Annotated in this window: 27 protein-coding genes; 2 read left to right on the top strand and 25 right to left on the bottom strand. The window is 41.5% G+C overall.

The window, feature by feature from the left end; all coding sequences use genetic code 11:
- Positions 1-64 precede the first annotated feature (64 nt).
- The 10 genes from A6754_RS02385 to prfA form a co-directional block, all read right to left on the bottom strand.
- Complete coding sequence (locus A6754_RS02385; RefSeq protein ID WP_066442340.1) at positions 65-1,108, bottom strand: L-threonylcarbamoyladenylate synthase; 1,044 nt, start codon at positions 1,106-1,108, stop codon at positions 65-67.
- A gap of 166 nt (positions 1,109-1,274) precedes the next feature.
- Positions 1,275-1,721 carry a GNAT family N-acetyltransferase gene (locus A6754_RS02380; protein ID WP_066442339.1) on the bottom strand — a complete coding sequence of 149 codons (447 nt, stop codon included), beginning with the start codon at positions 1,719-1,721 and terminating at the stop codon, positions 1,275-1,277.
- A 238-nt stretch (positions 1,722-1,959) separates the two neighbouring features.
- Positions 1,960-2,337: a glucose starvation-inducible protein GsiB gene (gene gsiB, locus A6754_RS02375; protein WP_066442334.1), complete on the bottom strand. Its 378-nt coding sequence runs from the start codon at positions 2,335-2,337 to the stop codon at positions 1,960-1,962.
- Between the two features lie 151 nt (positions 2,338-2,488).
- Positions 2,489-3,184: a stage II sporulation protein R gene (gene spoIIR, locus A6754_RS02370; protein WP_180320185.1), complete on the bottom strand. Its 696-nt coding sequence runs from the start codon at positions 3,182-3,184 to the stop codon at positions 2,489-2,491.
- A gap of 171 nt (positions 3,185-3,355) precedes the next feature.
- Positions 3,356-4,618 carry a group II intron reverse transcriptase/maturase gene (ltrA, locus tag A6754_RS02365; RefSeq protein ID WP_066441994.1) on the bottom strand — a complete coding sequence of 421 codons (1,263 nt, stop codon included), beginning with the start codon at positions 4,616-4,618 and terminating at the stop codon, positions 3,356-3,358.
- A gap of 652 nt (positions 4,619-5,270) precedes the next feature.
- Positions 5,271-5,534 carry an ArsR/SmtB family transcription factor gene (locus A6754_RS02360; protein ID WP_066442326.1) on the bottom strand — a complete coding sequence of 88 codons (264 nt, stop codon included), beginning with the start codon at positions 5,532-5,534 and terminating at the stop codon, positions 5,271-5,273.
- Complete coding sequence (locus A6754_RS02355) at positions 5,535-5,951, bottom strand: SRPBCC family protein (protein ID WP_066442322.1); 417 nt, start codon at positions 5,949-5,951, stop codon at positions 5,535-5,537.
- Between the two features lie 241 nt (positions 5,952-6,192).
- On the bottom strand, positions 6,193-6,567 hold the full coding sequence (locus tag A6754_RS02350; protein ID WP_066442321.1) for a hypothetical protein: 375 nt from the start codon (positions 6,565-6,567) through the stop codon (positions 6,193-6,195).
- A 28-nt stretch (positions 6,568-6,595) separates the two neighbouring features.
- Positions 6,596-7,444: a peptide chain release factor N(5)-glutamine methyltransferase gene (prmC, locus tag A6754_RS02345; RefSeq protein ID WP_066451283.1), complete on the bottom strand. Its 849-nt coding sequence runs from the start codon at positions 7,442-7,444 to the stop codon at positions 6,596-6,598.
- 4 nt (positions 7,445-7,448) lie between these two features.
- Positions 7,449-8,522: a peptide chain release factor 1 gene (gene prfA / locus A6754_RS02340; RefSeq protein WP_066442319.1), complete on the bottom strand. Its 1,074-nt coding sequence runs from the start codon at positions 8,520-8,522 to the stop codon at positions 7,449-7,451.
- A 370-nt stretch (positions 8,523-8,892) separates the two neighbouring features.
- Here prfA and A6754_RS02335 point away from each other — a divergent pair, with 370 nt between their 5' ends.
- Positions 8,893-9,855 carry a DMT family transporter gene (locus A6754_RS02335; RefSeq protein ID WP_066442317.1) on the top strand — a complete coding sequence of 321 codons (963 nt, stop codon included), beginning with the start codon at positions 8,893-8,895 and terminating at the stop codon, positions 9,853-9,855.
- A 42-nt stretch (positions 9,856-9,897) separates the two neighbouring features.
- On the opposite strand, the gene A6754_RS02330 is transcribed toward A6754_RS02335, so the two are convergent.
- The 9 genes from A6754_RS02330 to A6754_RS02290 form a co-directional block, all read right to left on the bottom strand.
- Positions 9,898-10,356 (bottom strand): hypothetical protein, encoded by a 459-nt coding sequence (locus tag A6754_RS02330; protein WP_066442315.1) that lies wholly within the window; start codon positions 10,354-10,356, stop codon positions 9,898-9,900.
- Positions 10,357-10,457: 101 nt separating this feature from the next.
- Entirely contained in the window at positions 10,458-11,078 is a 621-nt protein-coding gene (locus tag A6754_RS02325) for a thymidine kinase (RefSeq protein ID WP_066442313.1), read from the bottom strand.
- 141 nt (positions 11,079-11,219) lie between these two features.
- Positions 11,220-11,423 (bottom strand): 50S ribosomal protein L31, encoded by a 204-nt coding sequence (rpmE, locus tag A6754_RS02320; RefSeq protein ID WP_066442311.1) that lies wholly within the window; start codon positions 11,421-11,423, stop codon positions 11,220-11,222.
- A 176-nt stretch (positions 11,424-11,599) separates the two neighbouring features.
- Positions 11,600-12,871, bottom strand: a complete 1,272-nt coding sequence (rho, locus tag A6754_RS02315) for a transcription termination factor Rho (RefSeq protein WP_066442309.1) — start codon at positions 12,869-12,871, stop codon at positions 11,600-11,602.
- A gap of 391 nt (positions 12,872-13,262) precedes the next feature.
- On the bottom strand, positions 13,263-14,225 hold the full coding sequence (gene glpX / locus A6754_RS02310; protein ID WP_066442308.1) for a class II fructose-bisphosphatase: 963 nt from the start codon (positions 14,223-14,225) through the stop codon (positions 13,263-13,265).
- 40 nt (positions 14,226-14,265) lie between these two features.
- Entirely contained in the window at positions 14,266-15,552 is a 1,287-nt protein-coding gene (murA, locus tag A6754_RS02305) for a UDP-N-acetylglucosamine 1-carboxyvinyltransferase (RefSeq protein ID WP_066442302.1), read from the bottom strand.
- A 347-nt stretch (positions 15,553-15,899) separates the two neighbouring features.
- Positions 15,900-16,544: a fructose-6-phosphate aldolase gene (gene fsa, locus A6754_RS02300; protein WP_066442301.1), complete on the bottom strand. Its 645-nt coding sequence runs from the start codon at positions 16,542-16,544 to the stop codon at positions 15,900-15,902.
- A gap of 236 nt (positions 16,545-16,780) precedes the next feature.
- Positions 16,781-17,638, bottom strand: a complete 858-nt coding sequence (locus tag A6754_RS02295; protein WP_066442299.1) for a class II fructose-bisphosphate aldolase — start codon at positions 17,636-17,638, stop codon at positions 16,781-16,783.
- Positions 17,639-17,846: 208 nt separating this feature from the next.
- On the bottom strand, positions 17,847-18,218 hold the full coding sequence (locus tag A6754_RS02290; protein ID WP_151574487.1) for a response regulator: 372 nt from the start codon (positions 18,216-18,218) through the stop codon (positions 17,847-17,849).
- Between the two features lie 211 nt (positions 18,219-18,429).
- Between A6754_RS02290 and A6754_RS02285 the strand changes: the two genes are divergently transcribed.
- The gene (locus A6754_RS02285; RefSeq protein WP_306806937.1) at positions 18,430-18,951 is read left to right on the top strand and encodes a DUF2529 family protein; all 522 of its coding nucleotides are present in this window, start codon (positions 18,430-18,432) and stop codon (positions 18,949-18,951) included.
- A gap of 61 nt (positions 18,952-19,012) precedes the next feature.
- On the opposite strand, the gene pyrG is transcribed toward A6754_RS02285, so the two are convergent.
- The 6 genes from pyrG to A6754_RS02255 form a co-directional block, all read right to left on the bottom strand.
- Complete coding sequence (gene pyrG / locus A6754_RS02280; RefSeq protein WP_066442292.1) at positions 19,013-20,614, bottom strand: CTP synthase; 1,602 nt, start codon at positions 20,612-20,614, stop codon at positions 19,013-19,015.
- Positions 20,615-20,928: 314 nt separating this feature from the next.
- The gene (gene rpoE, locus A6754_RS02270; RefSeq protein ID WP_066442288.1) at positions 20,929-21,486 is read right to left on the bottom strand and encodes a DNA-directed RNA polymerase subunit delta; all 558 of its coding nucleotides are present in this window, start codon (positions 21,484-21,486) and stop codon (positions 20,929-20,931) included.
- Positions 21,487-21,809: 323 nt separating this feature from the next.
- Positions 21,810-21,968: a hypothetical protein gene (locus tag A6754_RS22640; protein ID WP_156495665.1), complete on the bottom strand. Its 159-nt coding sequence runs from the start codon at positions 21,966-21,968 to the stop codon at positions 21,810-21,812.
- A gap of 203 nt (positions 21,969-22,171) precedes the next feature.
- Positions 22,172-22,825, bottom strand: coding sequence for a TetR/AcrR family transcriptional regulator (locus A6754_RS02265; protein WP_066442287.1), 654 nt, complete (start codon positions 22,823-22,825; stop codon positions 22,172-22,174).
- Between the two features lie 108 nt (positions 22,826-22,933).
- Positions 22,934-24,076 (bottom strand): acyl-CoA dehydrogenase, encoded by a 1,143-nt coding sequence (locus A6754_RS02260; protein ID WP_066442285.1) that lies wholly within the window; start codon positions 24,074-24,076, stop codon positions 22,934-22,936.
- Positions 24,077-24,100: 24 nt separating this feature from the next.
- Positions 24,101-25,231: an acyl-CoA dehydrogenase gene (locus A6754_RS02255; protein WP_066442283.1), complete on the bottom strand. Its 1,131-nt coding sequence runs from the start codon at positions 25,229-25,231 to the stop codon at positions 24,101-24,103.
- Positions 25,232-25,234 lie beyond the last annotated feature (3 nt).

Here is a 25,234-nt window from a genome sequence, read left to right as displayed (position 1 = left end):
ATGATCTATTTTTTCAAGCTACAGGAAACACAAAAACCGCCTCACACCGAGACGGCTAAAGAAATTAAATGGATATAATACGATATCCGGCCGCTTTAACTAGACGATTCATAATCGCCTGTCCAACTCCTTCATCCGGAAACATTTCACTTAGAATAAGGTCGAGATCCGCGCTGTTAAAATTCCTTAACGTATCATATAAGGAGCCAGCAACTGAATCCAGATTTTTTCTGCTTCCGCATGCAATAACCTTGTCTGCCTGATAAAAGTTTTCGTTTTCCTCAGTTGTCAGGACACCAACCTTTAGTCCCTCCTGCTGCTTTTCAAGTATAAGCCGCTGAATATCCTCCCGTTCCCCTTTAACCAGAACAAGTGCGGCATCTGGAGCATAATGGCGATACTTCATCCCAGGCGACTTTGGTTTTTGCCCGCTATCAAGCAATGCAGGATCAACCGTAATTTTCCCAATAACTTCTTCAATTTGCTGGGCAGTAATCCCGCCTGGGCGCAATATGACTGGCACCTCTTCTGTACAATCCAGAACGGTAGATTCCAGCCCTACTCCAGTTGGTCCGCCATCTACAATTCCAGAAATTTTCCCCTGCAGGTCGTCCCACACATGTTCAGCGGTTGTGGGACTTGGCCTTCCGGAAGAATTGGCGCTAGGTGCGGCAATAGGAAGATTAGTTTTCTGTAATAAAGCAAGAGCTACTGGATGATCTGGCATGCGGATTCCCACTGTGGATAACCCAACCGTTGCCTTTTCAGACAACACCCCCTCTTTCATTTTTAAGATAATTGTAAGCGGTCCTGGCCAATACGCCTTCATCAATTGCTTAGCCTTTTCAGGGATTTCCTCCACAAAGTCCGAAACCACCGCTTCATCCGCAATGTGGATAATAAGTGGATTATCCGCTGGCCTGCCTTTTGCTTCAAAAATTTTCGCTACCGCCTGGTCATTTAAAGCATTTGCGCCCAAGCCATATACCGTTTCTGTCGGGAATGCAACAACTTCATTATTTAATAAAAGATCTGCTGCCTGTGTTATTTGTGGGTAACCAGTTAAATTATCCACATTTTTATCCACTGACCATCTTTTTGTATCCATCTAAATTCACCTTCAATATTTCTTCTTATGAATGCCTATATTACTCACTTTTCTACGAATCACTTTTGAAAGTATAAAAGAAGTTAGAGGATAACTCAAGCTTTTATCCACAAATTGTGTATAAAAATGGCCTTTTTGTGTATAACTTTGTCATTTTATCCACATTTCATATGGAAAACTTCAAGAAATACGAGTTATCCACAGAAAGGATGTGTTTAACATGCTCTGATTCGTATAAGTCCGCAGGCAGCTTCGTGGAATCATGAGGCTGAAAGCCCATTAGCGTAAAGAAGAGGGCAGCACTTTGTTTGTTTGAAGCCATGTACAGCTCCGTTAACCCCTTATCTCTAGCCAACATTAAAATTTGTTCCAGTAATATAAACATATCCTTTTCAGTAGAGTTCGGGCTAAGCACCAGAGATCGCAGCAAACCAACCTGCCCATGAGGCTCTATCCCTAATGATGCCTGAATCTGGCCTAACTCATTCTCACTCAGTAAGAAATAATCAATGGAATCTTTAATCCCTTCAGAACTTACCTTTGCATTCTGTAAAAATAATGATAACTTTTCAACATCCTCAATACCAGCACAACGAACTTCTGCGTTATTCATTCCTCTCACCCCATCTTCAAATAATGAACTTAATCTATGAATATGATTGATAGGAAGACAAATAGAACAGAAAATGATAGAAAAGATGAAATATATGTTGGGGAAAACTAAAAGCTATACAAACCCGATAGTATCAAAGCACAATTAAACACTCAAAGTACAAAAAAACACGGCAGCCACTCGTTGACTGCCGTGCTATGCTGGACGCATATCGATATCCTTCAGGAAATCAAATCTATTAATCGTTAGAGTTTCCGCCTTTGCGGCCGATCTCACGATAAAAGTCTTTATCATGATTTTCACTTGTTGCTTCCCCGCCTTTGCGGCCAATTTCCTGATAGAATTCTTTATCATGATTTTCACTTGTTGCTTCTCCGCCCTTGCTGCCAATTTCCTGATAGAATTCTTTGTCATGATTTTCGCTAGTTGCTTCTCCGCCTTTGCGGCCAATTTCCTGGTAGAAATCTTTATCGTGGTTATTGCTAGTTGCCTCTCCGCCTTTGCGGCCGATTTCTTGGTAGAATTCTTTATCGTGGTTATTGCTAGTTGCCTCTCCGCCTTTACGGCCTCTTTCCTCACGAGACATTTTACCGTTATTGTTGTTGTTGTTAGCCATTGTATCCATCTCCTTTGTTGTTTGATGTTACATTCATATAAATATCCGATTTTGATAGATTGAAACACCTTAAAGAAAGTTACTATAATTTTCCTCTAGACTTTTAAAAGAAAAGACGCAGAGAAAAAAGTCATCCCTGCGCCACAAATGCTTATCCAAAAATCTTATTCCAAATTTCCACTAGGAAAAACTTAACCTCTACCTCTTCTTCATCCTGTTCCCCTGTGTATATCGGTTCTTCCTGTTCTTCCTGTTCTATCTTTTCTTCCTTTTCAATTTTTTGCTCCGTATCCACTTCTTCAGCAGAAGCCTTTTTCCCATCTTCCTCAAAACCTTCACCTACAGCTACTCCATTTGAAAAATCAAGGAAGCACAGGGGAGGAAACAGGACACACCACCAGTTAGCTCCGTCGCCATCTCCAAGTGTGATTAAAATGGCCTCATATTCACCCGCTGGATATAAAAACTGACCATATAGCTTGGTAGGGAACTCTACCTTCCCAAACTCTGCTTTGACTGACTGCGGGACATTTTGTTCTTCTACCACACTCTCGGCAATTGCTTGGATCTCCGGCAGTCGTGACTGAAGCAGTTTGCGAGATTCTTCAACAGATGTTAAATCAGACACCCATTCTGTAATTTTTTCATTGACCGCATCTCTGACCAATCTTTTCACATTTTGATCTGCTTCTGAATCACTATTAGCTAGAATCCGCAGTCGAATGGCTTCATTAGGAATCACCAATTCTTCATCAGCCGTTACCTCTGTTTGCGGTATATATAAACTAAAAATTGTTCCAATCGATAATAATAAAATGTATAAGTTCACAGTCCATTTTGTTTTCATTTCCGGCACCACCCTTTCGATATCCTCATTGTGGACAGATTCGGAAATTCTTAAACTAGTAAAATGGAAAAAAATTATTTGTTCTTTTTAATTGAGATAGGGGGAGGCGATTAACCTCCATTTATCCCTCTCACACCACCGTACGTACGGTTCCGTATACGGCGGTTCCGATTAAGTCGAACGCTGTAAGTCATATCTAGCAGAAATACTTTTTAACCCAAGGGAAAGCCAGTAGGCTTTCCCTAATGTTTTATGAAGAATTGGACTTTTGGATATCCTCCAATAAGCCTTTCTTGTATTTCCCCATTCATATGCTTTCCCTTTCGAAACACCTAGTTTAATAAGTTTCTTGACCTTCGTTTGGGGAAGTTTCCATTCCTTCCATCGAATCATTCTTAACCTTCGATTAAGCCATCCTTCGAGTTTTGCGATTACTGAACGGGTATCTGCTAAATGATAATAATTAACCCATCCCACTAGATATTGGTTAAGGTTATGAATCCTATCTTCCATGGCAATTGACCTTCGTCTGCTTGTAAGCTTTCTTATTTTATCTTTAAACCGTTTAACTGATTGGGGAGATATTCTCACCTTCGGTTTTAGATTACTTGTAAAACTGAACCCAAGAAATTTCCTTTTCCAAGGGCGGTCTACAGCACTTTTATCCTTGTTAACCTTCAGTTTAAGATTCCTCTCGATAAAATGGGTCATTGCCTTCATAACTCTTTCTCCAGCTCTTTTAGATTTCACATAGATATTACAATCATCGGCGTAGCGGACAAAGCGATGTCCTCTGCGCTCCAGTTCTTTATCCAGTTCATCCAACACAATATTCGAAAGTAAAGGGCTTAAAGGTCCACCTTGCGGTGTCCCCTCAAGGTTAGGACTGACAAGTCCGCCTTCCATAACACCAGAGGTTAAGAACCGTCTTATTAGTTTGAGGAGAGTACTATCCTTTATCCTCATGGCTAATTTACTCATTAATCTATCGTGGTTAACCTTGTCAAAGAACTTTTCAAGGTCAATGTCGACTACCCATCGATAACCCTCTTCTATATAGCTTTGGGCTAATTTAACAGCCTGGTGCGCTCGCCTGTTAGGGCGAAAGCCGAAGCTACATTCAGAGAAACTAGGGTCATACATTCTGGTAAGCACTTGGGTGATTGCTTGTTGAATGAAACGGTCTGTCACGGTTGGGATTCCCAGTTTCCTCTTCCCTTTGCCGTCTGGTTTCGGGATTTCGACTCGACGGACGGGGGATGGGATATAGGTTCCCTCGAAGAGGGATTTTCGCAGTTCGCTCCAGTTGAGCATAATATGTCCACGAAGAGCAGTGACGGGCATTTCGTCCACTCCATGTTTTCCCTTATTCTTTTCTACTCTTTTAATCGCATTAAGTAGGTTTTCCCGTGACATGATTCGTTCCATTAACATTGATATAACCTCCCGCGTAAATAGGTGTTCTGTTTGTGTCCTTTTCATTCTCCACCCTGTTTAATGACCCCCGCGGATTCACCGTTTCTTTCATTAAACAGGTACTATGTTTTCTGTTTCATCGAATGGAAAGATACGCCTAGTTCCTATTTTCCATAACCGGTTCAGCCCTTCCTTATCCTCTTAAGCGAATAAGTACTATGGCTTCTGCTGACGCCTGTCGTTCAACTTATCCTCACGGATAGGCTTACCGCATGAGTACGGCATATCGACAGGTTCTCCCCGGGTAAGAGTACAGACTTTCCTTCCATGTCTCCGCCTCATTTACTCTGTGACACCTTTGGCAGTATGGACTTTGTCTTGTATTGCAGACTCACCCAATGTCATCTAGCCTCATATGAGATTCGTGTTCCTCAGAGCGGAAGTTTGCCGCCGACTTCCTTCAGATAGGAGGGTCACCCCGCATATCCTTGTCTTAAGCTACGACTACTACTGCCTTCGCCGTTCGGGACTCGCACCCTAGAGCCTGCACCCATGCCGGGCACACAATAGAAAAACTGCTTAATAATAAGCAGTTTTAGGAAGTCATCTATTTTTGGTCGTCGTCGCTTTCAACGATGTGTTTTAGGATTGACAGTTTGTTATGCCAGAATTATTCGTAATAAGAAAGCCATTGCTGGACCTCTGTCAGCGGCTCAGGGTGAAGCGTGTATATTTTTTCTCTTCCAACCCTTTTTCCGGTCACCAATTGTGCCTCTGACAGGATATGAAGATGTTTGGCAACCGCTGTGCGGCTAATCGGAAAGTGATCGGATATCTTTGAAATCGGCAGTTCCTCGTTAGCCAGCAGACGAAGCACTTCTCTTCTCGTAGGGTCTGCAATAGCCTGAAAGACATCATGTTTAACTGCTGACATTTACCCTTCAACAACCTTGCGAAGGTTTTGAACGATGCCAGCCCAGCCATGATCCATTCGATCTCGTATAACAGAACTTTTTTCATTCGGCTTTGGAAGAATTTCATCCGGAGCCTTCCATCCGCCATGGACAAGAGTGAATTCTGTTTGATTCCCTACCTCTTTTAATAGAAAGGTAACTACCCAACCATCTGTATCCCATGAAAAAGAAATTTTGTTAGGCTCATCAATTTCTAAAACTTTGCATGGTGATGGACCGAAAGGAGATTGAACATGAAACTCATAGCCCTCCTCAAGTTTAAAATCATTAGGCATAAACCATAATTCAATTCCTTTTGGAGTTGAAACTTTATCCCACACTTTCTGAATTGGCGCCTCAATCATCACTGTTTGTTTAATATCTTGTAAAGCTTCCATTGAAAGTCCTCCTTATATAGAACCATTTGGTTTCACTTTGAATAATATAACACCTTTTGGTTATATGTCAATGTATGTACCTTTAAGATTATTTCCTTGAATGATTGATTGTATGAGTGGATGAGGCGAGTTGGTTTGATGTGGTTTGGAGGGGTTGGATGGAGAGTGAGTGATTTGGGTTATGTTCATGGGTTTTTTGATCGGTTCCCGGATCATTTCAATAAATTGGATCGGTTTTCGGTCAAACTCGCATTGGGACCTTGTTTAGGGATCTCTTTTGCATGGAGAAGTGTGGATTTCGGTTATTTCCAATGGTTTTTCGATCATTTCCCAGGTCACTTCGATCAATTGGATTGGGTTTTCGGTCTTTTTGCTGGGTTTTTCGATCATTCGAACAGGTTTCCGCTCTTTTTATGATGCTTTCCAATTCATTTTCTGTCTTTCCTATCAAAATTTTTAATTTTCCTATCAAACTAAACGGTTTTCCTATCAAATTTTCTGGTTTTCCTATCAAACTTTTCGTTTTTCCTTTCAAAATATCAACTTTTCCTATCAAACTGTCTTTTTCCTCTTGAATTTCCGCATAGCGCGAGGAATCCACCCACACTTTATACAAAAAACTACCCCCGCCCGGAGATAGTTTCTTACATTTCCGCAAAGACCATACGATCTTTGCCATTGATATCATATACAACTTGAATAGATGCTTTTGGAAAAGTATTCTGCAGCAGCTGCTTGACTGCTTCACTTTGTCCTGCTCCGACTTCGAAGCCCACAATGGCTGATGGATTTAAGACAGCGGGCAGCTGCTTTATGAGATCACGATAGATCGTCAGTCCATCTACGCCTGCAAACAAAGCCCGATGCGGTTCATGTGCTGTAACAACTTCGGACATCCAGCTTTTATCACTATCTGGAATATAAGGAGGGTTCGAAAGAATAACATCAAAGGTTCGGCCTTCACTAATGAAAGGTTCAAGCAGATTCCCTTCGATGAATTCAATATCAGCATGAAGTTCCCCAGCATTATGTGCAGCCATTTGCAGTGTCGGTGCATATATATCTGTTGCTGTTACTCGAAGTTTGGGCATTTCAAGCTTTAAGGTTACGGCAATAGCTCCGCTGCCTGTGCCAATATCCGCCGCAGCGATCTCAGGCTGATTAAATTTGCGCTCTATCCTTTTAATCGCTTCTAAAACCAGTTCTTCTGTTTCCGGCCTTGGAATAAGTGTATCCTCATTCACTCGAAACATACGGCCATAAAAATACTCATATCCCATAATGTACTGAACCGGTCTTCCTTCACCATGAAGCACCACGGCGTTTTGGAATTGCGCAAGCTTCTCTTCCTCCAGTTCATCCTGAAGGGAAGCAAGCATTTGAGCATAATTCATCTCTAAGAAATGCCTCAGCAAAATGTCTCCCGCATTTTCGTCTCTTCCTTTATCCTTTAAAAAGGAAGAAGCCCAATTAAGGGCTTCAAACACTCGCATGCTATTACTCATTCGAAGCCGCTTCCAGCTTAGCGGATTGCTCTTCCATAATAAGTGTATCAATCACTTCATCAAGCTTTCCTTGCAGGATTTGATCCAGCTTTTGAATCGTTAAGCCGATGCGGTGATCGGTTACGCGGTTTTGCGGGAAATTGTACGTACGGATACGTTCTGAACGATCGCCTGTACCTACCGCAGATTTACGCTGCTGATCGTATTCCGCTTGAGCTTCTTGCTGGAATTTATCATAAACACGCGCGCGAAGAACTTTCATTGCTTTTTCTTTGTTTTTGATTTGTGATTTTTCATCCTGACACGATACAACAACACCAGTCGGCAAGTGAGTCAAACGGACAGCTGACATCGTTGTATTAACACTTTGCCCGCCTGGACCGCTTGATGCGAATGTATCCACACGGATATCCTTATCATGGATGTCGATTTCTACTTCTTCTGCCTCTGGAAGGACAGCAACGGTTGCTGTTGAAGTATGGATACGGCCGCCTGATTCTGTTTCAGGGACACGCTGTACACGGTGTGCACCGTTTTCAAATTTAAGCTTTGAGAAAGCTCCGTTTCCGTTTATCATAAAAATGATTTCCTTGTAGCCGCCAACACCAGTTGAACTTGCTTCAATGACATCAATTTTCCAGCCTTGCACTTCTGCATAGCGGCTGTACATCCGGTATAGATCTCCAGCAAATAGAGCGGCTTCATCTCCGCCTGCTGCTCCGCGAATTTCCATGATAACGTTTTTATCGTCATTCGGATCCTTCGGTATTAAGAGAATTTTTAAGCGCGCTTGCAGCTCTTCAATGGTTTCTTCGAGCTCAGATAGCTCTTCCTTTACCATTTCACGCATGTCTGCATCCAGCTTTTCTTCCAGCATGGCTTTTGCATCCTGAAGCTGTTCTTTTACACTTTTGTACTCTCTATAAACTTCTACTGTTTCTTGAATGCCTGATTGTTCTTTAGAATATTCACGGAGCTTTTTCGGATCGTTGACGATTTCCGGATCACTTAAAAGCTCATTCAGCCGCTCATAGCGGTCTTCGACTGCTTGAAGACGATCAAACACAGTTCTTCACCTCAATTGTTATTAAGAAAAGTTACGCTTCATAGGAGTTGCTTGACTCCATAGGAAGATAAACTTTATGTAATTTTTTATTAAAAAATGCATGGCTGATATCTAGCTATCTTGAAACATTTACAACCAGCCAGCAGATCAAGCCGTATGGATAACATTCTAATTATAGTATAGCCGTATTCCACAGTCAAAATGAAATCAAAATAAGGTCTTGCTCCCTCTACCTATATCCCTTATAGTAAATGGAAAGAATGGGAAGTTTATTATACTTCATACGTTATACTCACCCTGCTGCTTCGTTAAAACAAGGTTTCCTGCTCTCTTATACTTTATCGCTGTAAATGGTTAAGGAGGTTTTACAATGAAGGCTATCCTGCTCGGAGTCTTGTCTGCTTTTTTCTTTGCTTTTACGTTTGTGCTGAACCGCTCAATGGAGATGTCAGGCGGCAGCTGGCTCTGGAGTGCATCGCTCCGCTACTTTTTTATGATTCCGCTTCTAATTATTATTGTTTCGTTTCGAGGGAAACTAAAACCCGTTTTCACTGAATTGAAGAATGCCCCGAGAAAATGGATGCTCTGGAGCACCATCGGCTTTGGACTTTTTTATGCTCCCCTCTGTTTTGCGGCCGCCTACGGTCCTGGCTGGCTCATTGCAAGTACATGGCAAATTACAATTATATCGGGTTCCCTGCTTGCACCACTATTTTATGAAAAAATCACAACACCCAATGGAACGATACAGGTGCAGGGCAAAATTCCCTATCGCGCCCTATCCATGAGTCTGATCATTTTGGCAGGTGTCGCTATTATGCAGTGGGATCACGCTTCAAGTATTTCTATTCAAGAAATGCTGCTATGCATAATTCCCATTGTAATAGCGTCGTTTGCATATCCGCTCGGAAATCGCAAAATGATGGAGGTCAGTGCGGACAGATTGAACGCCTATCAGCGCGTGCTTGGCATGACGATCGCAAGTTTACCGCTTTGGATCATTCTGGCGATTGTCGGCTTTGTCACATCTGGTGTGCCAAGCACTGCTCAATTAACGCAATCAGGTCTTGTCGCTCTTTTATCAGGAGTATTCGCAACGGTGTTATTTTTTGCAGCAACTGATCTTGTGAAAAATGATATGCAGAAGCTCGGTGCCGTTGAAGCCACGCAGTCAATGGAGGTCCTTTTCGCCCTTGCAGGTGAGATCCTCTTTTTATCTGCCGCCTTCCCAACACCGATCTCGCTTACCGGCCTGTTACTTGTTATGATTGGAATGGCTTTGCAAAGCTATGTATCTGTTTCAAAACCCTCTCTAAAAAAGAAAGCCGCTTGATCGGGCTATAAAGAAACGGCAGCAGCTGCTGCCGTTTTGTTTTTACCGCTCTTCATTTACTCGTACTTCTATGTCATAACGAGGCAGCGCCTTCACAAGTGCTTTATGCAATTTTGCTTCCGCATCAATTTTTTCTTCCTGGTTCATCCTGTCATTGTGAAAAGCAGTTACCCACAGCTTTTCCCCATTAATCCACACCTGGTCCGTTTCAAAGCCAGCTATACGCACCGTTTCTTTCGCATGATTGATATCATCAGATTGATCAACTGCATTGCCGTCTAAATTTAAGAAGTTGGGATTTTGTTCGTCCATCGTATGCTCCCGTGTACGTTGGATTTGCTCGTCCCGCTCACTATTGGAATTCGAAAGAAACGTGGTTCCATTTGAGGTCTCGTTTTGACCATAAAGACTACGCGTATTTTGAACTTCGTTTTGGGTTCCATTTTGCGCACATCCTGCCATAAAAAATGCCGCAGAAAGCATAATAAAGAACAATTTCATGCTAACACCTCCTGTTATTAGGATATCCGCTGAGACGAACGTTTCTCAGTCCAAATATAGGAAGTGAAAAAAGCTGTCTGGTAAAATCCAGACAGCTTAGCTTAAGATAATGTTTCTGTTTCAGTTGTATTCTTTAATGTATTAGGCGATTTCGGTACCTGATGGTGATGTCTGCAGCGAGGCTCGTACGCTTCGGATGCGCCAACAAGGATAATTGGGTCATCATATGAAGCTGGTTCACCGTTGATTAGCCGCTGTGTTCTGCTGGCTGGTGACCCGCAAACAGCACAGACAGCTTGAAGCTTCGTCACTAGCTCAGCAATAGCCATCAAGCGCGGCATAACTCCAAAAGGCTCGCCGCGGAAATCCTGGTCTAAACCTGCTGCAACCACACGATGTCCGCTATCAGCCAGATGCTGAATAACATTCACAATCTCATCATCAAAAAATTGAACTTCATCTATAGCAATCACTTCAATGTCAGAAGTGATATTTTGAAAAATTTCAGTGGAATGAGCAATCGGTTTTGCCATAACGGATGAGCCGTCATGTGACACAACAGCTTCCTCGCTATATCTGTTATCTATTTGCGGTTTGAAAACAGCAATCTTTTGCTTTGCAAACTGAGATCGTCTGACACGACTGATTAATTCCTCAGATTTACCAGAAAACATACTGCCGCAAATTACTTCCACCCACCCATGATGTTTCATTACATACACAAACGGCATCTCCTTCCTACAGCCTCATCTGCATGCAAAATGCAGCGATGATAAGGGAAAAATCAGGTTTATAAGTAGTATTATTGCAATAAAAAACAGGCAAGAGAGAAAACTTGCCTGTTTTTGTGTTGTTTATGTTTATTATTTCTTAATGCCGTATTTTTTATTGAAACGATCAACACGTCCGCCAGCTTCAGCGAATTTTTGACGTCCAGTATAGAATGGGTGGCACTCAGAGCAAGTTTCTACGCGGATTTCTTCTAGTACAGAACCCGTTTCGAATTCATTACCGCATGCACATTTCACCATTGCTTTTTTGTAGTTAGGATGAATTCCTGCTTTCATTCTTTTCATCTCCTTCCGCCCTGAATCATGCTGAGACAGAGTTATATGTTACGGATAAACCGTAAATTAAAAACGCACTGGAATCATTATAACAAGTACAAACATTTTTTGCAAATATCATTTTTCATCTATTGTCGAAACATAAATGATTTTAACATTTACATATAAAACAAATTTTATGACTGCGAACGCTTAGACTTCATTTCTTCAGCAAGATTAGCATAAAATTCTTCATTTGATTTTGTCTGCTTTAACTTGCGCAAGAATTTATCGGCAAAATCTGGTGAATCTGACATGGACTTGCGAATCGCCCAAAGCATATCAAGATGTTCCTTCTTAATAAGAAGCTCTTCTTTTCTTGTGCCTGAACGGCGAATATCAATTGCAGGGAAGATTCTTCTTTCAGCAAGAGCACGATCAAGATGCAGTTCCATATTTCCTGTACCTTTGAACTCCTCATAAATCACATCATCCATACGTGAGCCTGTGTCTACTAGCGCAGTTGCTAAGATCGTTAAGCTGCCGCCTTCTTCAATATTACGGGCAGCACCGAAAAAGCGTTTTGGACGATGGAAAGCAGCCGGATCAATACCGCCTGATAAGGTTCTTCCGCTTGGCGGAATGACCAGGTTATAAGCACGGGCAAGTCTAGTAATACTGTCCATAAGGATGACAACATCACGCTTATGCTCAACAAGACGCATTGCTCGCTCAAGCACCAGCTCTGCCACTTTGATATGATTTTCAGGAACTTCATCGAAGGTTGAACTGACAACGTCACCTGCTACAGACCTTTCAATATCAGTTACCTCTTCCGGACGCTCGTCTATTAAAAGAACAATTAATTCTGCTTCCGGGTGGTTTGTTGTAATGCTATTGGCAATTTCCTTTAACAGCATTGTTTTCCCAGCTTTAGGAGGGGCTACGATTAAGCCACGCTGTCCAAATCCGACTGGCGCCAAAAGGTCCATTATACGTGTAGAAATATGCCTTGTTGTCGTTTCAAGGTTCATCAGACGATTTGGATATAATGGCGTCAAACCAGGAAAGTGAACACGTTCCTTAGCCGTTTCTGGATCATCATCATTAACAGCCTCAACTTGCAGTAAGCCAAAATAGCGTTCATTTTCTTTTGGAGGACGCACTTTTCCTGAAACTTTATCTCCGTTTCTTAAGTCAAATCGGCGGATTTGCGATGCAGAAATGTAGATATCCTCTGAGCTCGGGGAGTAATTAATTGGTCTTAAGAATCCAAAACCTTCCGATTGAATAATTTCCAGGATTCCTTCCATAAAGAAATAGCCTTCCTGCTCTGCTCTTGCTTTCAGAATGGCAAAAATAAGTTCTTTCTTTGATAATTTGCTATAATAAGAAACTTTATATTCGCGTGCAAGCTCATAAAGCTCCTTTAATTTCATATTTTCTAAACTCGATATATTTAATCCCATATCAAACAACACCACTCTTTTGAATTTTCAATCAATATCCCTATACGGTTTTATAAACTGAATCAATTTAAATAAGGAAAGATAAATAAGCATGAGGTTTCTAGAAGTTATTGAAGAATCCTTGATTTATGTTTGAGAGATCACCGCAGCACGGATTGTATTGAGGGGTCCCGTAAAACAATCTCTATTTTACCCTTTACGTTCAGTGTTAATCAACTGTATTTTTTTGTAATTATTATTGAAGGAATGGAAGGATTGGAGCTAAGCAGCGATCCAGCTAATGTTTAAAAACAGAGGCTACGCTTCTTTTTAAACTGTTCAGGTTTATTAGGTTAGAAAAAGCAGGGGAAACTGCATCTTTCCCAGTTCCCCAATATTGTGATATATGCAATTATCTCATAACAAGATTTGGTTTCTTTTTCAAGCTATGACGGCCTTCAATGAAGCGGACTGTTCCTGACTTTGCTCTCATAACAACAGAATGGGTAGAACCATATGAGCCTTTAAATTGAACCCCTCTAAGCAATTCGCCATCTGTTACACCTGTAGCAGCAAAAATGGCGTCATCTCCTTTTACGAGGTCTTCCATTAAAAGTACATTATTCACATCGAGACCCATTTTTAAACAGCGTGCTAATTCTGCATCATTTTGAGGAAGCAATTTCCCTTGAATCTCTCCGCCTAAGCTTTTCAGAGCCACCGCTGCTAAAACGCCTTCTGGCGCTCCGCCTGATCCGAATAAAATATCAACACCTGTATGATCAAACGCAGTATTAATGGCTCCTGCCACATCTCCATCATTGATTAGCTTTATTCTTGCACCAGCTTCGCGAAGCTCGTTAATAATATGAGCATGTCGCTCTCTGTTTAAAACGGTTGCCACAACATCCTCGATATCTTTATTTTTTGCCTTGGCAACAGCCTTTAAGTTATCTAAAACAGATGCATTTATATCAATTTGGCCAACCGCTTCAGGGCCAACTGCAATTTTATCCATATACATATCAGGTGCATGAAGCAAATTCCCATGATCTGCTACTGCTAAAACTGCAAGGGCATTCCAGCCACCAGAAGCGACAATATTTGTTCCTTCCAACGGATCGACTGCAACATCTACACGCGGACCATAGCCAGTTCCAAGCTTCTCACCAATATAAAGCATTGGGGCTTCATCCATTTCGCCCTCTCCAATGACAACCGTCCCCTTCATAGGTACAGTGTCAAAAACGTCTCTCATTGCAGATGTAGCAGCATCATCGGCTTCATCCTTTTTACCTCTGCCCATCCAGCGTGCTGAAGCAAGCGCAGCTCCTTCAGTTACTCGGATAAGTTCCATTGATAAGCTTCTTTCCATCCGTTGTTCCTCCCCAGATAACGACATTTCTCTCTATTATTTACGCATTATTTAATTGCTCAATCTCTTCTTTCGTCAGCTTCTCGCGCCAGATGGTCGCACCAAGTCCGCAAAGCTTGTCCACAAGATGACTATAACCGCGGTCAATATGCTCTAATCCGGTTACCTCTGTAACACCTTCAGCCATAAGTCCGGCTATGACAAGAGATGCACCCGCTCTAAGGTCACTTGCCTTCACTTTTGCTCCCTGCAGCTTAACTGTGCCATTTATGATGGCTGAACGTCCTTCTACCTTTATATTGGCATTCATTCTTCTTAGTTCATCAATATGCTTAAAACGAGCACCATAAATCGTATCTGTCACCATGCTTGTTCCTTCAGCAGCTGTTAAAAGTGATGTAAATGGCTGCTGGAGATCTGTTGGAAAACCGGGATATACAAGCGTTTTTATATCAACCGCTTTCATTTTCTCTGCCGGTCCCACAAACACCTGATCATCATTTGCTTCAATCTGAACGCCCATTTCTCTGAGTTTTGCGATCAAAGATTCTAAGTGATGAGGAATCACATTGTCGATCAGCACACCATCTCCAGCTGCTGCACCAAGAATCATATAGGTACCTGCTTCAATACGGTCAGGAATAATAGTATGTCTGCAGCCATCAAGGCTATCAACACCCTCGATGCGAATAACATCTGTTCCTGCTCCCTTAATTTTAGCACCCATATTGGTTAAAAGTGTGGCTACATCAATAATTTCAGGCTCTTTTGCTGCGTTTTCAATAATCGTTCTTCCCTTTGCACGAACGGCAGCAAGCATAATATTAATAGTCGCTCCTACACTTACTACGTCCAAATAGATTCTTGCACCGCGCAGTTCATCTGCCCGTAAATAGATCGCACCCTGCTCGTTTGTCACATGTGCACCTAATGCTTCAAATCCTTTGATATGCTGATCAATTGGGCGAGGACCGAGATGGCATCCTCCGGGCAAACCAATTACAGCCTTTTTAAAACGACCGAGCATCGCACCCATTAAATAATAGGAAGCCCGTAATTTTTTTACCTTTCCATTTGGCAAAGGCATGGAAATCATTGAAGATGGATCAACAGTCATATCATTATTCTCGAAACTGACTACCCCGCCAATTTCTTCAAGAAGTCCTTTTAAAATCTGAACATCAGAAATATCCGGCAAACCTTCAATCGTCACAGGCGACTCTGCTAATATCGTTGCGGGTATTAAGGCGACGGCGCTGTTTTTTGCACCGCTGATTCTGACCGTCCCTTTTAATGGACTGCCGCCTGCAATCATAAGCTTTTCCATTATGATCTCCCTTCTTTTGCCTGGTATGTCAATGCAAGAGTTGCAATTGCAGTCTTTCCTGCGGACAGGCATGTCCTCGTCTAAACCATAATTTTGATAACACCATACTGAATCCGGTCTATCCTTACACTACAGTGTACACGAAAATTTACCAGTCATATACTGATATAAAAAAAGTGGTTATATTTTGAATAGTGAGTTAATTGTTATTTATTATTAAAAATTTTCTATGTCATCAAAATCAGCATTTTTAAGCTTTTGAGAAGGTTTTGTCCTTCCACTCAGAGTACTCACTTTCAGCAAAGCAAACGCTGACAAAAACGATGAAAATATGAAAATCTTTTTTATTAAGACCGAGAGTTCCAGTCTGCTAGAAAGGCTTCAATGCCTTTGTCTGTTAATGGATGTTTGAAAAGCTGCTGAATGACTTTGTATGGAATCGTGGCAATATGCGCTCCCCGCAAAGCCGCGTCCGTTACATGCTGAGGATGTCTAATAGAAGCTGCTATAATTTCAGTGTCAATATCATGGATGGCAAAAATCTCAGCAATGGTTGAAACTATATCAAGACCATTATGACCGATATCATCTAATCTTCCAAGGAATGGGGAAACATATGTAGCACCTGCTCTGGCAGCAAGCAATGCTTGATTAGCACTGAAAATAAGCGTAACGTTTGTTTTAATGCCTTCTTTTGTAAAAACATGGACTGCTTTTAGTCCTTCTGGTGTCATTGGTACTTTAATTGTAATATTTGGAGCAATGGCGGCAAGCTCTTTTCCTTCTCTAATCATTCCTTCTGCATCAAGAGCGATAACTTCGGCACTTACTGACCCGTCTACCAGTTCTGTAATTTCCTTTAAGCGATCATGAAAGGATACGTCTTTTTCTTTTGCAACCAGTGATGGGTTTGTTGTTACCCCTGCGATAATTCCTAGAGCGTGCGCTTCTTTAATTTCTTCCATATTAGCTGTATCAATGAAAAATTTCATTTTAATTCCTCCCTATTTTCGAACCGTACATTTTTATGAACAAAGATCGTTGAATGTCAAAAATCCAGTTTATCTCTTATGTATGTCAATGAAAGAAAACAATAATGATCCAAGAGGCTAAGAAAAAAGAACCAGGGGAACATATCTGTTCTAAACTAGTAAACATTAAGGAAGATTACCTTTTTATAATGAAGGGAAACCGCCTTTTGGTAAAGGCGGTTCCTTTTCACGTTCAATTATGCTTTTGCAGATGAACCAAACTCACGCATTTTGCCGATAACTGTTTCTTTAATCGCCTCACGTGCAGGTCCTAAGTATTTGCGTGGATCATATACTTCACTATCCGCTGCAAGCACTTCGCGAACGCGTTTTGCAGATGCAATTTGGTTTTCTGTATTTACGTTGATTTTTGCAGTACCTAGAGAAATTGATTTTTTGATATCGTTAGTTGGAATTCCAGTTCCGCCATGAAGTACAAGTGGCACACCAGTTAGGTTCCCAATCTCTTCCATCTCTACAAATCCTAGGTTTGGTTCACCCTTGTAAGGACCGTGAACAGAGCCTAATGCTGGAGCAAGGCAATCAATGCCTGTGCGTTTTACAAGCTCGTCACATTCTTTAGCGTCCGCATAGATAACGCCATCAGCAATGACATCATCTTCCTGTCCGCCTACAGTTCCAAGCTCAGCTTCTACAGAAACACCTTTTGAGTGAGCATATTCAACAACTTTAGTAGTTGTTTCGATGTTTTCCTCAAACGGGTGGTGAGAAGCATCAATCATAACAGATGTGAAACCAGCATCAATTGCTTCTTTACATTTGTCGAAGCTTGAACCGTGATCTAAATGAATGGCAACTGGGACAGTGATTTTATAATCTTCAAGAAGTCCTTCTACCATTTTTACAACTGTTTTGAAGCCGCCCATATAACGAGCTGCACCTTCTGATACTCCTAAGATAACAGGAGATTTTTCTTCTTCTGCTGCTTGAAGAATCGCTTGAGTAAACTCAAGGTTGTTTAAATTAAATTGACCTACTGCATAACCTTCTGCTTTTGCTTTATTCAGCATGTCAGTCATAGAAACTAAAGGCATTATACTTCCTCCTTAATAATGATCGCTTGTTGATACAGGTTGTCTGCATTTAAGTTTACCCTATCATGCTGCTGATTATGTAGCAGAGAAACCTGAAGCGACCTATGGAATTCATTTGTATCATACCAAAATGGACAAGGAATTGCTATTATTCCATTGCAATTTTATAAACTGTCATAAAGCAAGCGCTACCATTGGAAAATCATGCTTATTGCGGGACAGGCAAGTACTTTTTAACGGCAGCTCTAATGTCATCAATATCAAACGGTTTGGCAAAATGTGTTAAAGCACCTAGATCTTTTGCTTCTTGAATCATATCTAATTCGCCATACGCTGTCATAATAATGACGCGGATTTCTTTGTTATCGACGCGCATTCTTTTTAAAATTTCAATCCCATCCATCCCGGGGATCTTCATATCTAATAGGACCAGGTCCGGTGTATGCTTTGCGACAATATCAAGAGCTTGAACTCCATTAGCAGCTTGAAATGTTTCGTAGCCTTCTTTCTGCAATACTTCGTTCAGCAATATACGGATGCCAAACTGGTCATCGACAATTAATATCTTCCCTTTCAAAATAGCCACCTCATTGATTATATTTTTTCGAAGAGCTTGTAAATACTATGTAAAAATGTAGCTTTCGCCCAGTCTCATCTTGTAAAATTCTCCTTACCCAATGATAATTCCTGCCTTATTCTTAATTTCGCGTTTTTAATTTCACCTTTTCCACTTGTTTTACTATAATTAAAATTCATACATGCTTAAGAAGGAGGAAATTCGTTTGTTAAAAATGTTTTCTACACAGCTGACAGGTGTCTTTAACACCCTGCAGGAAAAAGAATCTGAGACCATTGAAGACGGTGCACGACTGCTGGCTCAAGCGGCTGCAGGAGCAGGTACCATCTATATATATAGCACAAACGAAATGAAGGCCATTGCTTATGAGGCGACAGAAGGGGCAGAGCCTTTGCAGAATGCAAAAATCTGGAATGAGGAGATGCCGCTTAGCGAGATTCATGATACTGATCGTTTCTTAATCGCAGCGCGCAGCGGAAATGATAAAGAAGCTCTAGAGCTTGGACGGGCGTTATCCGATCGGTATATTCCTTTTGTTGCGATTTGTGCTAATAGCCAAGATGATGCAGGAGAAACGCTTGAGGCTCTTGCAGATGTCTGCATATCGCTAAAGCTGACAAAAGGACTTCTGCCGGATGATGTTGGGAACCGTTTTGGTTATCCATCCGCTATTGCTGCTTTATTTGCCTATCATGGCATTAAATTTACTTTAGATGAAATCATGGCGGATTATTAATTTATTCCTTTTATTAGAGAAAAAAGCGGAGAAAACACAATGTTTTCTCCGCTTTTTAATATTATTCACCTTGTTTAAGTGACGCACCTATAAAGTCGCGGAATAGCGGCTGCGGGCGTGTTGGTCTTGAAATGAATTCTGGGTGGAATTGTGAAGCAACAAACCAAGGGTGATCTTTTACTTCAATGATTTCTACAAGTCTTCCGTCTGGACTAGTACCAGAGAAGACAAATCCTGCCTTTTCCATATCTTGACGATAATGATTGTTAAATTCATAACGGTGGCGATGACGCTCATAAACAACTTCATCCTGATATGCATCAAAAGCAAGCGTATCTTCCACAAGCTTACATGCCTGCAGACCAAGACGCAGTGTACCGCCAAGATCTTCAATATCTTTCTGTTCTGGCAATAAATCAATAATTGGGTGTTTCGTATCTGGGTTAATCTCAGCAGAATGAGCTCCATCAAGTCCTAAGACGTTACGGGCAAACTCAATAGATGCCAGCTGCATGCCAAGACAAATGCCTAAGAATGGTTTCTTTTGTTCACGGGCATATTGAATCGCAAGAATCTTCCCTTCAATTCCCCGATCTCCAAATCCGCCTGGCACCAAAATACCGTCAGCATCACTTAAAAGCTCAGAAACATTTTCAGCTGTTACATTCTCTGAGTTAATCCACTTTACATCAATATCTGCATCATGAGCGTAACCTGCATGCTTTAATGCTTCAACAACGGAAATATACGCATCCTGCAGTTCAACATACTTTCCAACAAGTGCAATCTTTGTTTTCTTCGATAAATGCAGAACTTTATCAACCAATTGCTTCCATTCAGTCATATCTGCTTCCTTGCAGTCAAGCTTAAGGTGCTGACAGGCGATTTGGTCAAGATTTTGTTCTTGCAATGCCAGCGGTACTGAATATAATGTTTCCGCATCCTGGCACTCAATAACTGCCTCTTTATCAATATCACAGAATAATGCAAGCTTGTCCTTCATTTCTTGGGAAATTGGCATTTCTGTTCTGACAACTACTACATTCGGCTGAATGCCAAGGCTTCTTAGTTCCTTAACACTATGCTGTGTAGGTTTTGTTTTCATTTCACCAGCAGCTTTAATATAAGGAACAAGCGTACAGTGAATATACATCACGTTATCACGGCCGATATCGCTCTTAATTTGGCGAATCGCTTCAAGGAAAGGAAGAGACTCAATATCTCCTACCGTTCCGCCGATTTCAGTGATCACTACATCTGAATTTGTTTCATGACCAGCGCGGAACACTTTATCCTTAATTTCATTTGTAATGTGCGGAATTACCTGTACAGTGCCGCCATTGTAATCTCCACGTCTCTCTTTTCTTATTACAGTGGAATAAATTTTCCCTGTAGTAACAGAGCTGTACTTTGTTAAATTGATATCTACAAAACGCTCATAGTGTCCTAAATCCAGATCTGTTTCCGCTCCATCACCTGTTACATATACTTCTCCGTGCTGATATGGACTCATCGTTCCCGGGTCAACATTAATGTATGGATCAAACTTTTGAATGGTAACGCTCATGCCCCTATTTTTTAATAGACGGCCAAGTGAAGCAGCTACAATTCCCTTTCCTAATGACGATACAACACCGCCTGTAACAAAAATATATTTTGTCATTTACTATTCCCCCTTCAATACAGTTTGTGCAATTTTTTCTTTCTTTAAGGCTGTTTTTGTAAACTTTGTTGCTTTTAGAGGGAGATGACTTTTATAGATTTTACTGCCCCGATCTGCATGTGTTTACGCGTGGTCATGTACCTCACTCATCTCCAGCCATACCTTAAAAATGAATTGGACACTTCCGCAGAAAAAACAAAAAGCGCTCCACTTACTATTTTTCAAGTAAGGGAGCGCTGTAAGCGTATCATTTATCGTTCCTTTTTTAAGGAGCCCAAAAATGATTCTACAAGCCTTATATAAAAAAGTCAAGATTATAAATCCTCTTCGTCCTCATCTTCATCCAGGTCTTCGTCGAGGTCATCTTCATCGTCTTCTTCATCAATATCTTCGATTAGATCGTCGTCTTCTTCTTCAAACTCATCAAGATCATCATCAAGAAGATCATCGTCTTCATCGTCATCTTCATCAATATCATCGTAATCTTCAATGTCGTCGTAATCGATTTCTTCTTCATCAAGCTCGTCATAATCTTCCAGTTCAAGATCATCATCAGCCGTTTTCTTCGCCTTTTTCTTTTTAGGCTTAATGACTGTAACAACTTCCTCTTCATACTGATCAACAGGATACCATGTACGAAGTCCCCAGCGATTATCTCCAAGGCCAATAAAGCGGCCATCGATATTCATATCCGTATAAAATTGTGAGATTTTCGCTCTCACTTGCTCATCCGTCATTTCTAAAAGATCCTTCACTTCATTCATAATATCATTGAATGCAGCAGGTTCTTTCTTTCCTTTTAAAATTTCATATGCGATTTCAATTAAAGACATTTCCTGCAAATCTTCTTTTGTGAATCCCTGTAAAGCCATCTTCGCACGTCCTTTCACTATGTAAGGCTTTATGCAAGCCGATTAATCATATCAGTAAACCCTTTTATCCACTGCATTTATAGGCAGTGAAGGCATATTCTTCATTATAAACAAATTTTAAGGGTTTATGCTAGTTATATCTTTTAGGATTATTCTTTTTTTAGACGACAAAAAAACACAAATCAGCCAAAAGCTTTACTTTAGCAGCGGCCAATTTGCATATGAAAAACAGATTCTGCAATAAGAGTACTTTCAAGTTTTGGCCTGCTGACCATTCGGCAGATTTACAGCGCATGAAAACATAAGACAGGGCAGGATAGGATTCATCTATTTCCGCCTGTCTCTTTCATTTGTTTATAGGCAAGCCGGCTAAAGTAGATCGCTAACATAAAAAATGGAATGGCGCCAAGCTGCCATCGATATAATAGATAAAAAAATATGATAAAACATGAAATCGCGCTAAACCAAATAATCCGTCTCAATTACTCACATCCTGAATATCAATATCTGTGAAGTTCAAGCCAGAATACAATCAAATTTATTATAAAGGATTTTGTATGCCATTGTATAATATTAATGTCAGAAAAGTCACTACTAAGTAGAAAAGGTCTGCGTTAGACTAGCGCAGACCTTTTGAATTTTTATAATATTTAAGTTCGTATGATACTGCCATTACTTGTGTGACTCAGGTATCTGGCTGAAACTCCACAGCCGCGGCACTTCCTTGGATCCCCTGAAAAAGCAGATCGGTCTGCAGCTGTATATATTGTTCTAAGCTATACATTTTTTGCAGTGTCCAACGGCGGAAAGCCCACATTTGTCCTTGAACGAAAATATTATGAGCGATCATTTTTACTTCTTCCATGGACAGCTCCAGTTCCCCATTCTCCACACAGAGCGTAACCACATGCTCAAACATAGCAACCATCTCAAGCTCTTTTTTCAAAACATATGGCAAGGCATCTTTAGATAAGGACTTTACTTCCTGATACATGACAAGTACTTCATCCTGCATTTCATCTACCACTTTGAAATAATCAGAAATTCCCTGCTTTAAACTTTCAATTGTCCCTTTTTTGGTATCCAGTCCTTCATACAGCCTCTCTCGCACTTGATCATATATGCTGTCGCAGACAAGATAGAGGACATCCTCTTTTGTGCGGATGTATTCATATAAAGTGCCAATGCTAAACCCAGCCGCTTTCGCAATTTCCCGTGTTGTTGTCCGATGAAATCCTTTCTGGATAAAAAGAGTAACCGCCCCTTTAATCATCTGATCACGCCGTTTTTTAACGAGACGCTCATCTTTAACAGAAGCCTGCACTTGTCTTTTTTTCATTTTATCAACACCTTTTATTTCATCCATTGCTAATTAATTGTGCAGGATAAAATCTTGGCTGTACCACTACTTTTGTTGAATCTTAATAAAACCTGTTTCATAAGTTTATCAGGATTGGGTGAGCATTCTTGAGATGACGAGTCGCTGGATCTCTTGAGTGCCTTCGTAGATTTGGGTGATTTTGGCGTCGCGCATGTAGCGTTCTGCTGGATAGTCTTTGATGTAGCCGTAGCCACCGAAGATCTGGACAGCATCTGTAGTCACTTTCATGGCCGTGTCTCCTGCAAACAGTTTGGACATCGCAGATTCTTTGCCATATGGGAGACCAGCGGATTCTAGCCATGCCGCCTGGTAGGTCAGCAGTCTAGCTGCCTCAATGCCTGTTGCCATATCAGCCAGCTTAAAGCCGATGCCTTGCTGGGACGCAATTGGCTTCCCGAATTGCTGGCGTTCCTTGGCGTAATCACTAGCCGCATCGAGCGCACCTTGAGCAATGCCAACCGCTTGTGCTGCTATGCCATTTCTTCCTCCGTCGAGGGTTTTCATCGCAATCTTAAAGCCTTCTCCCACATTTCCTAACACATTTTCAATAGGCACTTTGCAGTCCTCAAACATAATTTCAGTTGTCGGTGATGAGCGTATGCCTAATTTCTTCTCTTTTTTGCCCACAGAAAAGCCTTCAAAGCCAGCTTCTACAATGAATGCGGTTGTTCCTCTTTGTTTTTCCTCAGGGCTGGTTAGTGCAAACACCACATAAATATCAGCAATTCCGCCATTCGTAATAAAGATCTTTGAACCATTTAGAACATAATGATCGCCTTCTAAACGGGCCGTCGTTTTCATGCCGCCTGCATCTGATCCGCTGCCAGGCTCTGTTAATCCGTAGGCGCCGATTTTTTCCCCAAGCGCCATAGGCTTTAAGTACTTTTGCTTTTGTTCTTCATTTCCAAATGTATAAATTGGCCAGCCCGCAAGCGACGTGTGCGCGGACAGTGTCACGCCGGTAGAGGCACATACTCGAGATAATTCCTCGACTGCAATACAGTAGGCTAAATAATCACTGCCAATGCCGCCATACTCTTCAGGCCAAGGAATTCCTGTTAATCCAAGCTCAGCCATCTTATCGAACAGCTCGCGATCAAAGCGCTCCTCTTCATCACGCTCAGCAGCGGTAGGAGCCACTTCATTGCGGGCAAAATCACGGACCATTTTCCGAATCATCTCATGCTCTTCTGATAATTTGAAATTCATTTTCTCCCCTGCCTTCTCCATTCACTAAAGGTTTTTGCTGATCACAATCCGCTGAATCTCACTAGTACCTTCATATATTTCTGTTATCTTGGCATCCCGGAAATAACGCTCGACAGGATAGTCCTCTGTATAGCCATAGCCTCCGAAAACTTGGATGGCCTCTGTAGTCACTTCCATCGCTGTTTTTGATGAAAACAGCTTTGCCATGGACGCTTCTTTCCCGCATTTCTCTCCATGCTGGCGCATCTGTGCAGCACGATAGATTAATAGTTTAGATGCTTCAACACTCGTTGACATATCGGCGAGCTTGAAACCAATTCCCTGCTGTGCTGCAATGGTTTTGCCGAATTGCTGGCGTTCAGCGGCATATGCTATGGCAGCTTCTAAGGCTGCTTCTGCAATACCAAGCGATTGCGCAGCAATTCCAATACGGCCAGCATCGAGGTTGGCAAGAGCGATCTTAAATCCTTCTCCTTCTTGCCCGAGCAGATTTTCCACTGGCACTTTCATATCTTCAAAGCTTATTTGAACAGTCCTTGAACCATGAAGCCCCATCTTTTTCTCATCTTTGCCAATCACAAAGCCAGGAGTATTTTTTTCAACAATAAAAGCCGAAATGCCCTTACTGCCGAGTGCAGGGTTAGTAGAAGCAAAAACAATATAAACATCCGCTTCGCCGCCGTTTGTTATAAAAACTTTCGAACCATTTACGATATAATGATCTCCGTTTCTAATGGCTTTTGATTTTAATGCCGCAGCATCAGAGCCTGCGTTTGGCTCTGTCAGGCAGAACGCACCTAAATATTGTCCGGATGCAAGCTTGGTGACATATTTCTGCTTTTGCTCTTCTGTTCCAAAATAAAGGATCGGGTTCGTTCCTACAGAAGTGTGGACAGATAGAATCACTCCTACCGTTGCACTCACCTTAGAAATTTCATGAATCGCAGTAATGTATGAAACAAAATCCATTCCTGATCCGCCGTATTCTTCAGGAATAGGGATGCCCATTAGGCCTAACTCACCCATTTTATTAAGGATATCGCGAGGAAAGAAACCGCTCTCCATTTGCTCAACAAAAGGGGCGATTTCCTTTTGCGCAAAGTCACGTACCATCACCCTCATCATTTCCTGCTCTTCAGAGAATCTTAAATCCATCAT

Origin of the sequence: Cytobacillus gottheilii (genome assembly GCF_001636345.1) — a bacterium.
GTDB classification, from domain to species: domain Bacteria; phylum Bacillota; class Bacilli; order Bacillales; family Cytobacillaceae; genus Cytobacillus; species Cytobacillus gottheilii.
Note: the sequence above shows the minus strand (reverse complement) of the source record. Positions and strands in the feature narration are given on the sequence as shown.

Excerpts from the sequence above, each read along its gene's own strand:
- rho (WP_066442309.1), bottom strand. The coding sequence starts at position 12,871 with ATGGGATTAAATATATCGAGTTTAGAAAATATGAAATTAAAGGAGCTT.
- rpoE (WP_066442288.1), bottom strand. The coding sequence starts at position 21,486 with ATGGCTTTACAGGGATTCACAAAAGAAGATTTGCAGGAAATGTCTTTA.
- A6754_RS02265 (WP_066442287.1), bottom strand. The coding sequence starts at position 22,825 with ATGAAAAAAAGACAAGTGCAGGCTTCTGTTAAAGATGAGCGTCTCGTT.
- gsiB (WP_066442334.1), bottom strand. The coding sequence starts at position 2,337 with ATGGCTAACAACAACAACAATAACGGTAAAATGTCTCGTGAGGAAAGA.
- A6754_RS02380 (WP_066442339.1), bottom strand. The coding sequence starts at position 1,721 with ATGAATAACGCAGAAGTTCGTTGTGCTGGTATTGAGGATGTTGAAAAG.
- A6754_RS02355 (WP_066442322.1), bottom strand. The coding sequence starts at position 5,951 with ATGGAAGCTTTACAAGATATTAAACAAACAGTGATGATTGAGGCGCCA.
- murA (WP_066442302.1), bottom strand. The coding sequence starts at position 15,552 with ATGGAAAAGCTTATGATTGCAGGCGGCAGTCCATTAAAAGGGACGGTC.
- fsa (WP_066442301.1), bottom strand. The coding sequence starts at position 16,544 with ATGAAATTTTTCATTGATACAGCTAATATGGAAGAAATTAAAGAAGCG.
- A6754_RS02295 (WP_066442299.1), bottom strand. The coding sequence starts at position 17,638 with ATGCCTTTAGTTTCTATGACTGACATGCTGAATAAAGCAAAAGCAGAA.
- prmC (WP_066451283.1), bottom strand. The coding sequence starts at position 7,444 with ATGCGAGTGTTTGAAGCCCTTAATTGGGCTTCTTCCTTTTTAAAGGAT.
- glpX (WP_066442308.1), bottom strand. The coding sequence starts at position 14,225 with ATGGAAAGAAGCTTATCAATGGAACTTATCCGAGTAACTGAAGGAGCT.
- rpmE (WP_066442311.1), bottom strand. The coding sequence starts at position 11,423 with ATGAAAGCAGGAATTCATCCTAACTACAAAAAAGCAATGGTGAAATGT.
- ltrA (WP_066441994.1), bottom strand. The coding sequence starts at position 4,618 with ATGTTAATGGAACGAATCATGTCACGGGAAAACCTACTTAATGCGATT.
- A6754_RS02260 (WP_066442285.1), bottom strand. The coding sequence starts at position 24,076 with ATGAATTTCAAATTATCAGAAGAGCATGAGATGATTCGGAAAATGGTC.
- A6754_RS02330 (WP_066442315.1), bottom strand. The coding sequence starts at position 10,356 with ATGAAATTGTTCTTTATTATGCTTTCTGCGGCATTTTTTATGGCAGGA.
- spoIIR (WP_180320185.1), bottom strand. The coding sequence starts at position 3,184 with ATGAAAACAAAATGGACTGTGAACTTATACATTTTATTATTATCGATT.
- A6754_RS02335 (WP_066442317.1), top strand. The coding sequence starts at position 8,893 with ATGAAGGCTATCCTGCTCGGAGTCTTGTCTGCTTTTTTCTTTGCTTTT.
- A6754_RS02255 (WP_066442283.1), bottom strand. The coding sequence starts at position 25,231 with ATGGATTTAAGATTCTCTGAAGAGCAGGAAATGATGAGGGTGATGGTA.
- A6754_RS02360 (WP_066442326.1), bottom strand. The coding sequence starts at position 5,534 with ATGTCAGCAGTTAAACATGATGTCTTTCAGGCTATTGCAGACCCTACG.
- A6754_RS02285 (WP_306806937.1), top strand. The coding sequence starts at position 18,430 with ATGTTTTCTACACAGCTGACAGGTGTCTTTAACACCCTGCAGGAAAAA.
- pyrG (WP_066442292.1), bottom strand. The coding sequence starts at position 20,614 with ATGACAAAATATATTTTTGTTACAGGCGGTGTTGTATCGTCATTAGGA.
- A6754_RS02385 (WP_066442340.1), bottom strand. The coding sequence starts at position 1,108 with ATGGATACAAAAAGATGGTCAGTGGATAAAAATGTGGATAATTTAACT.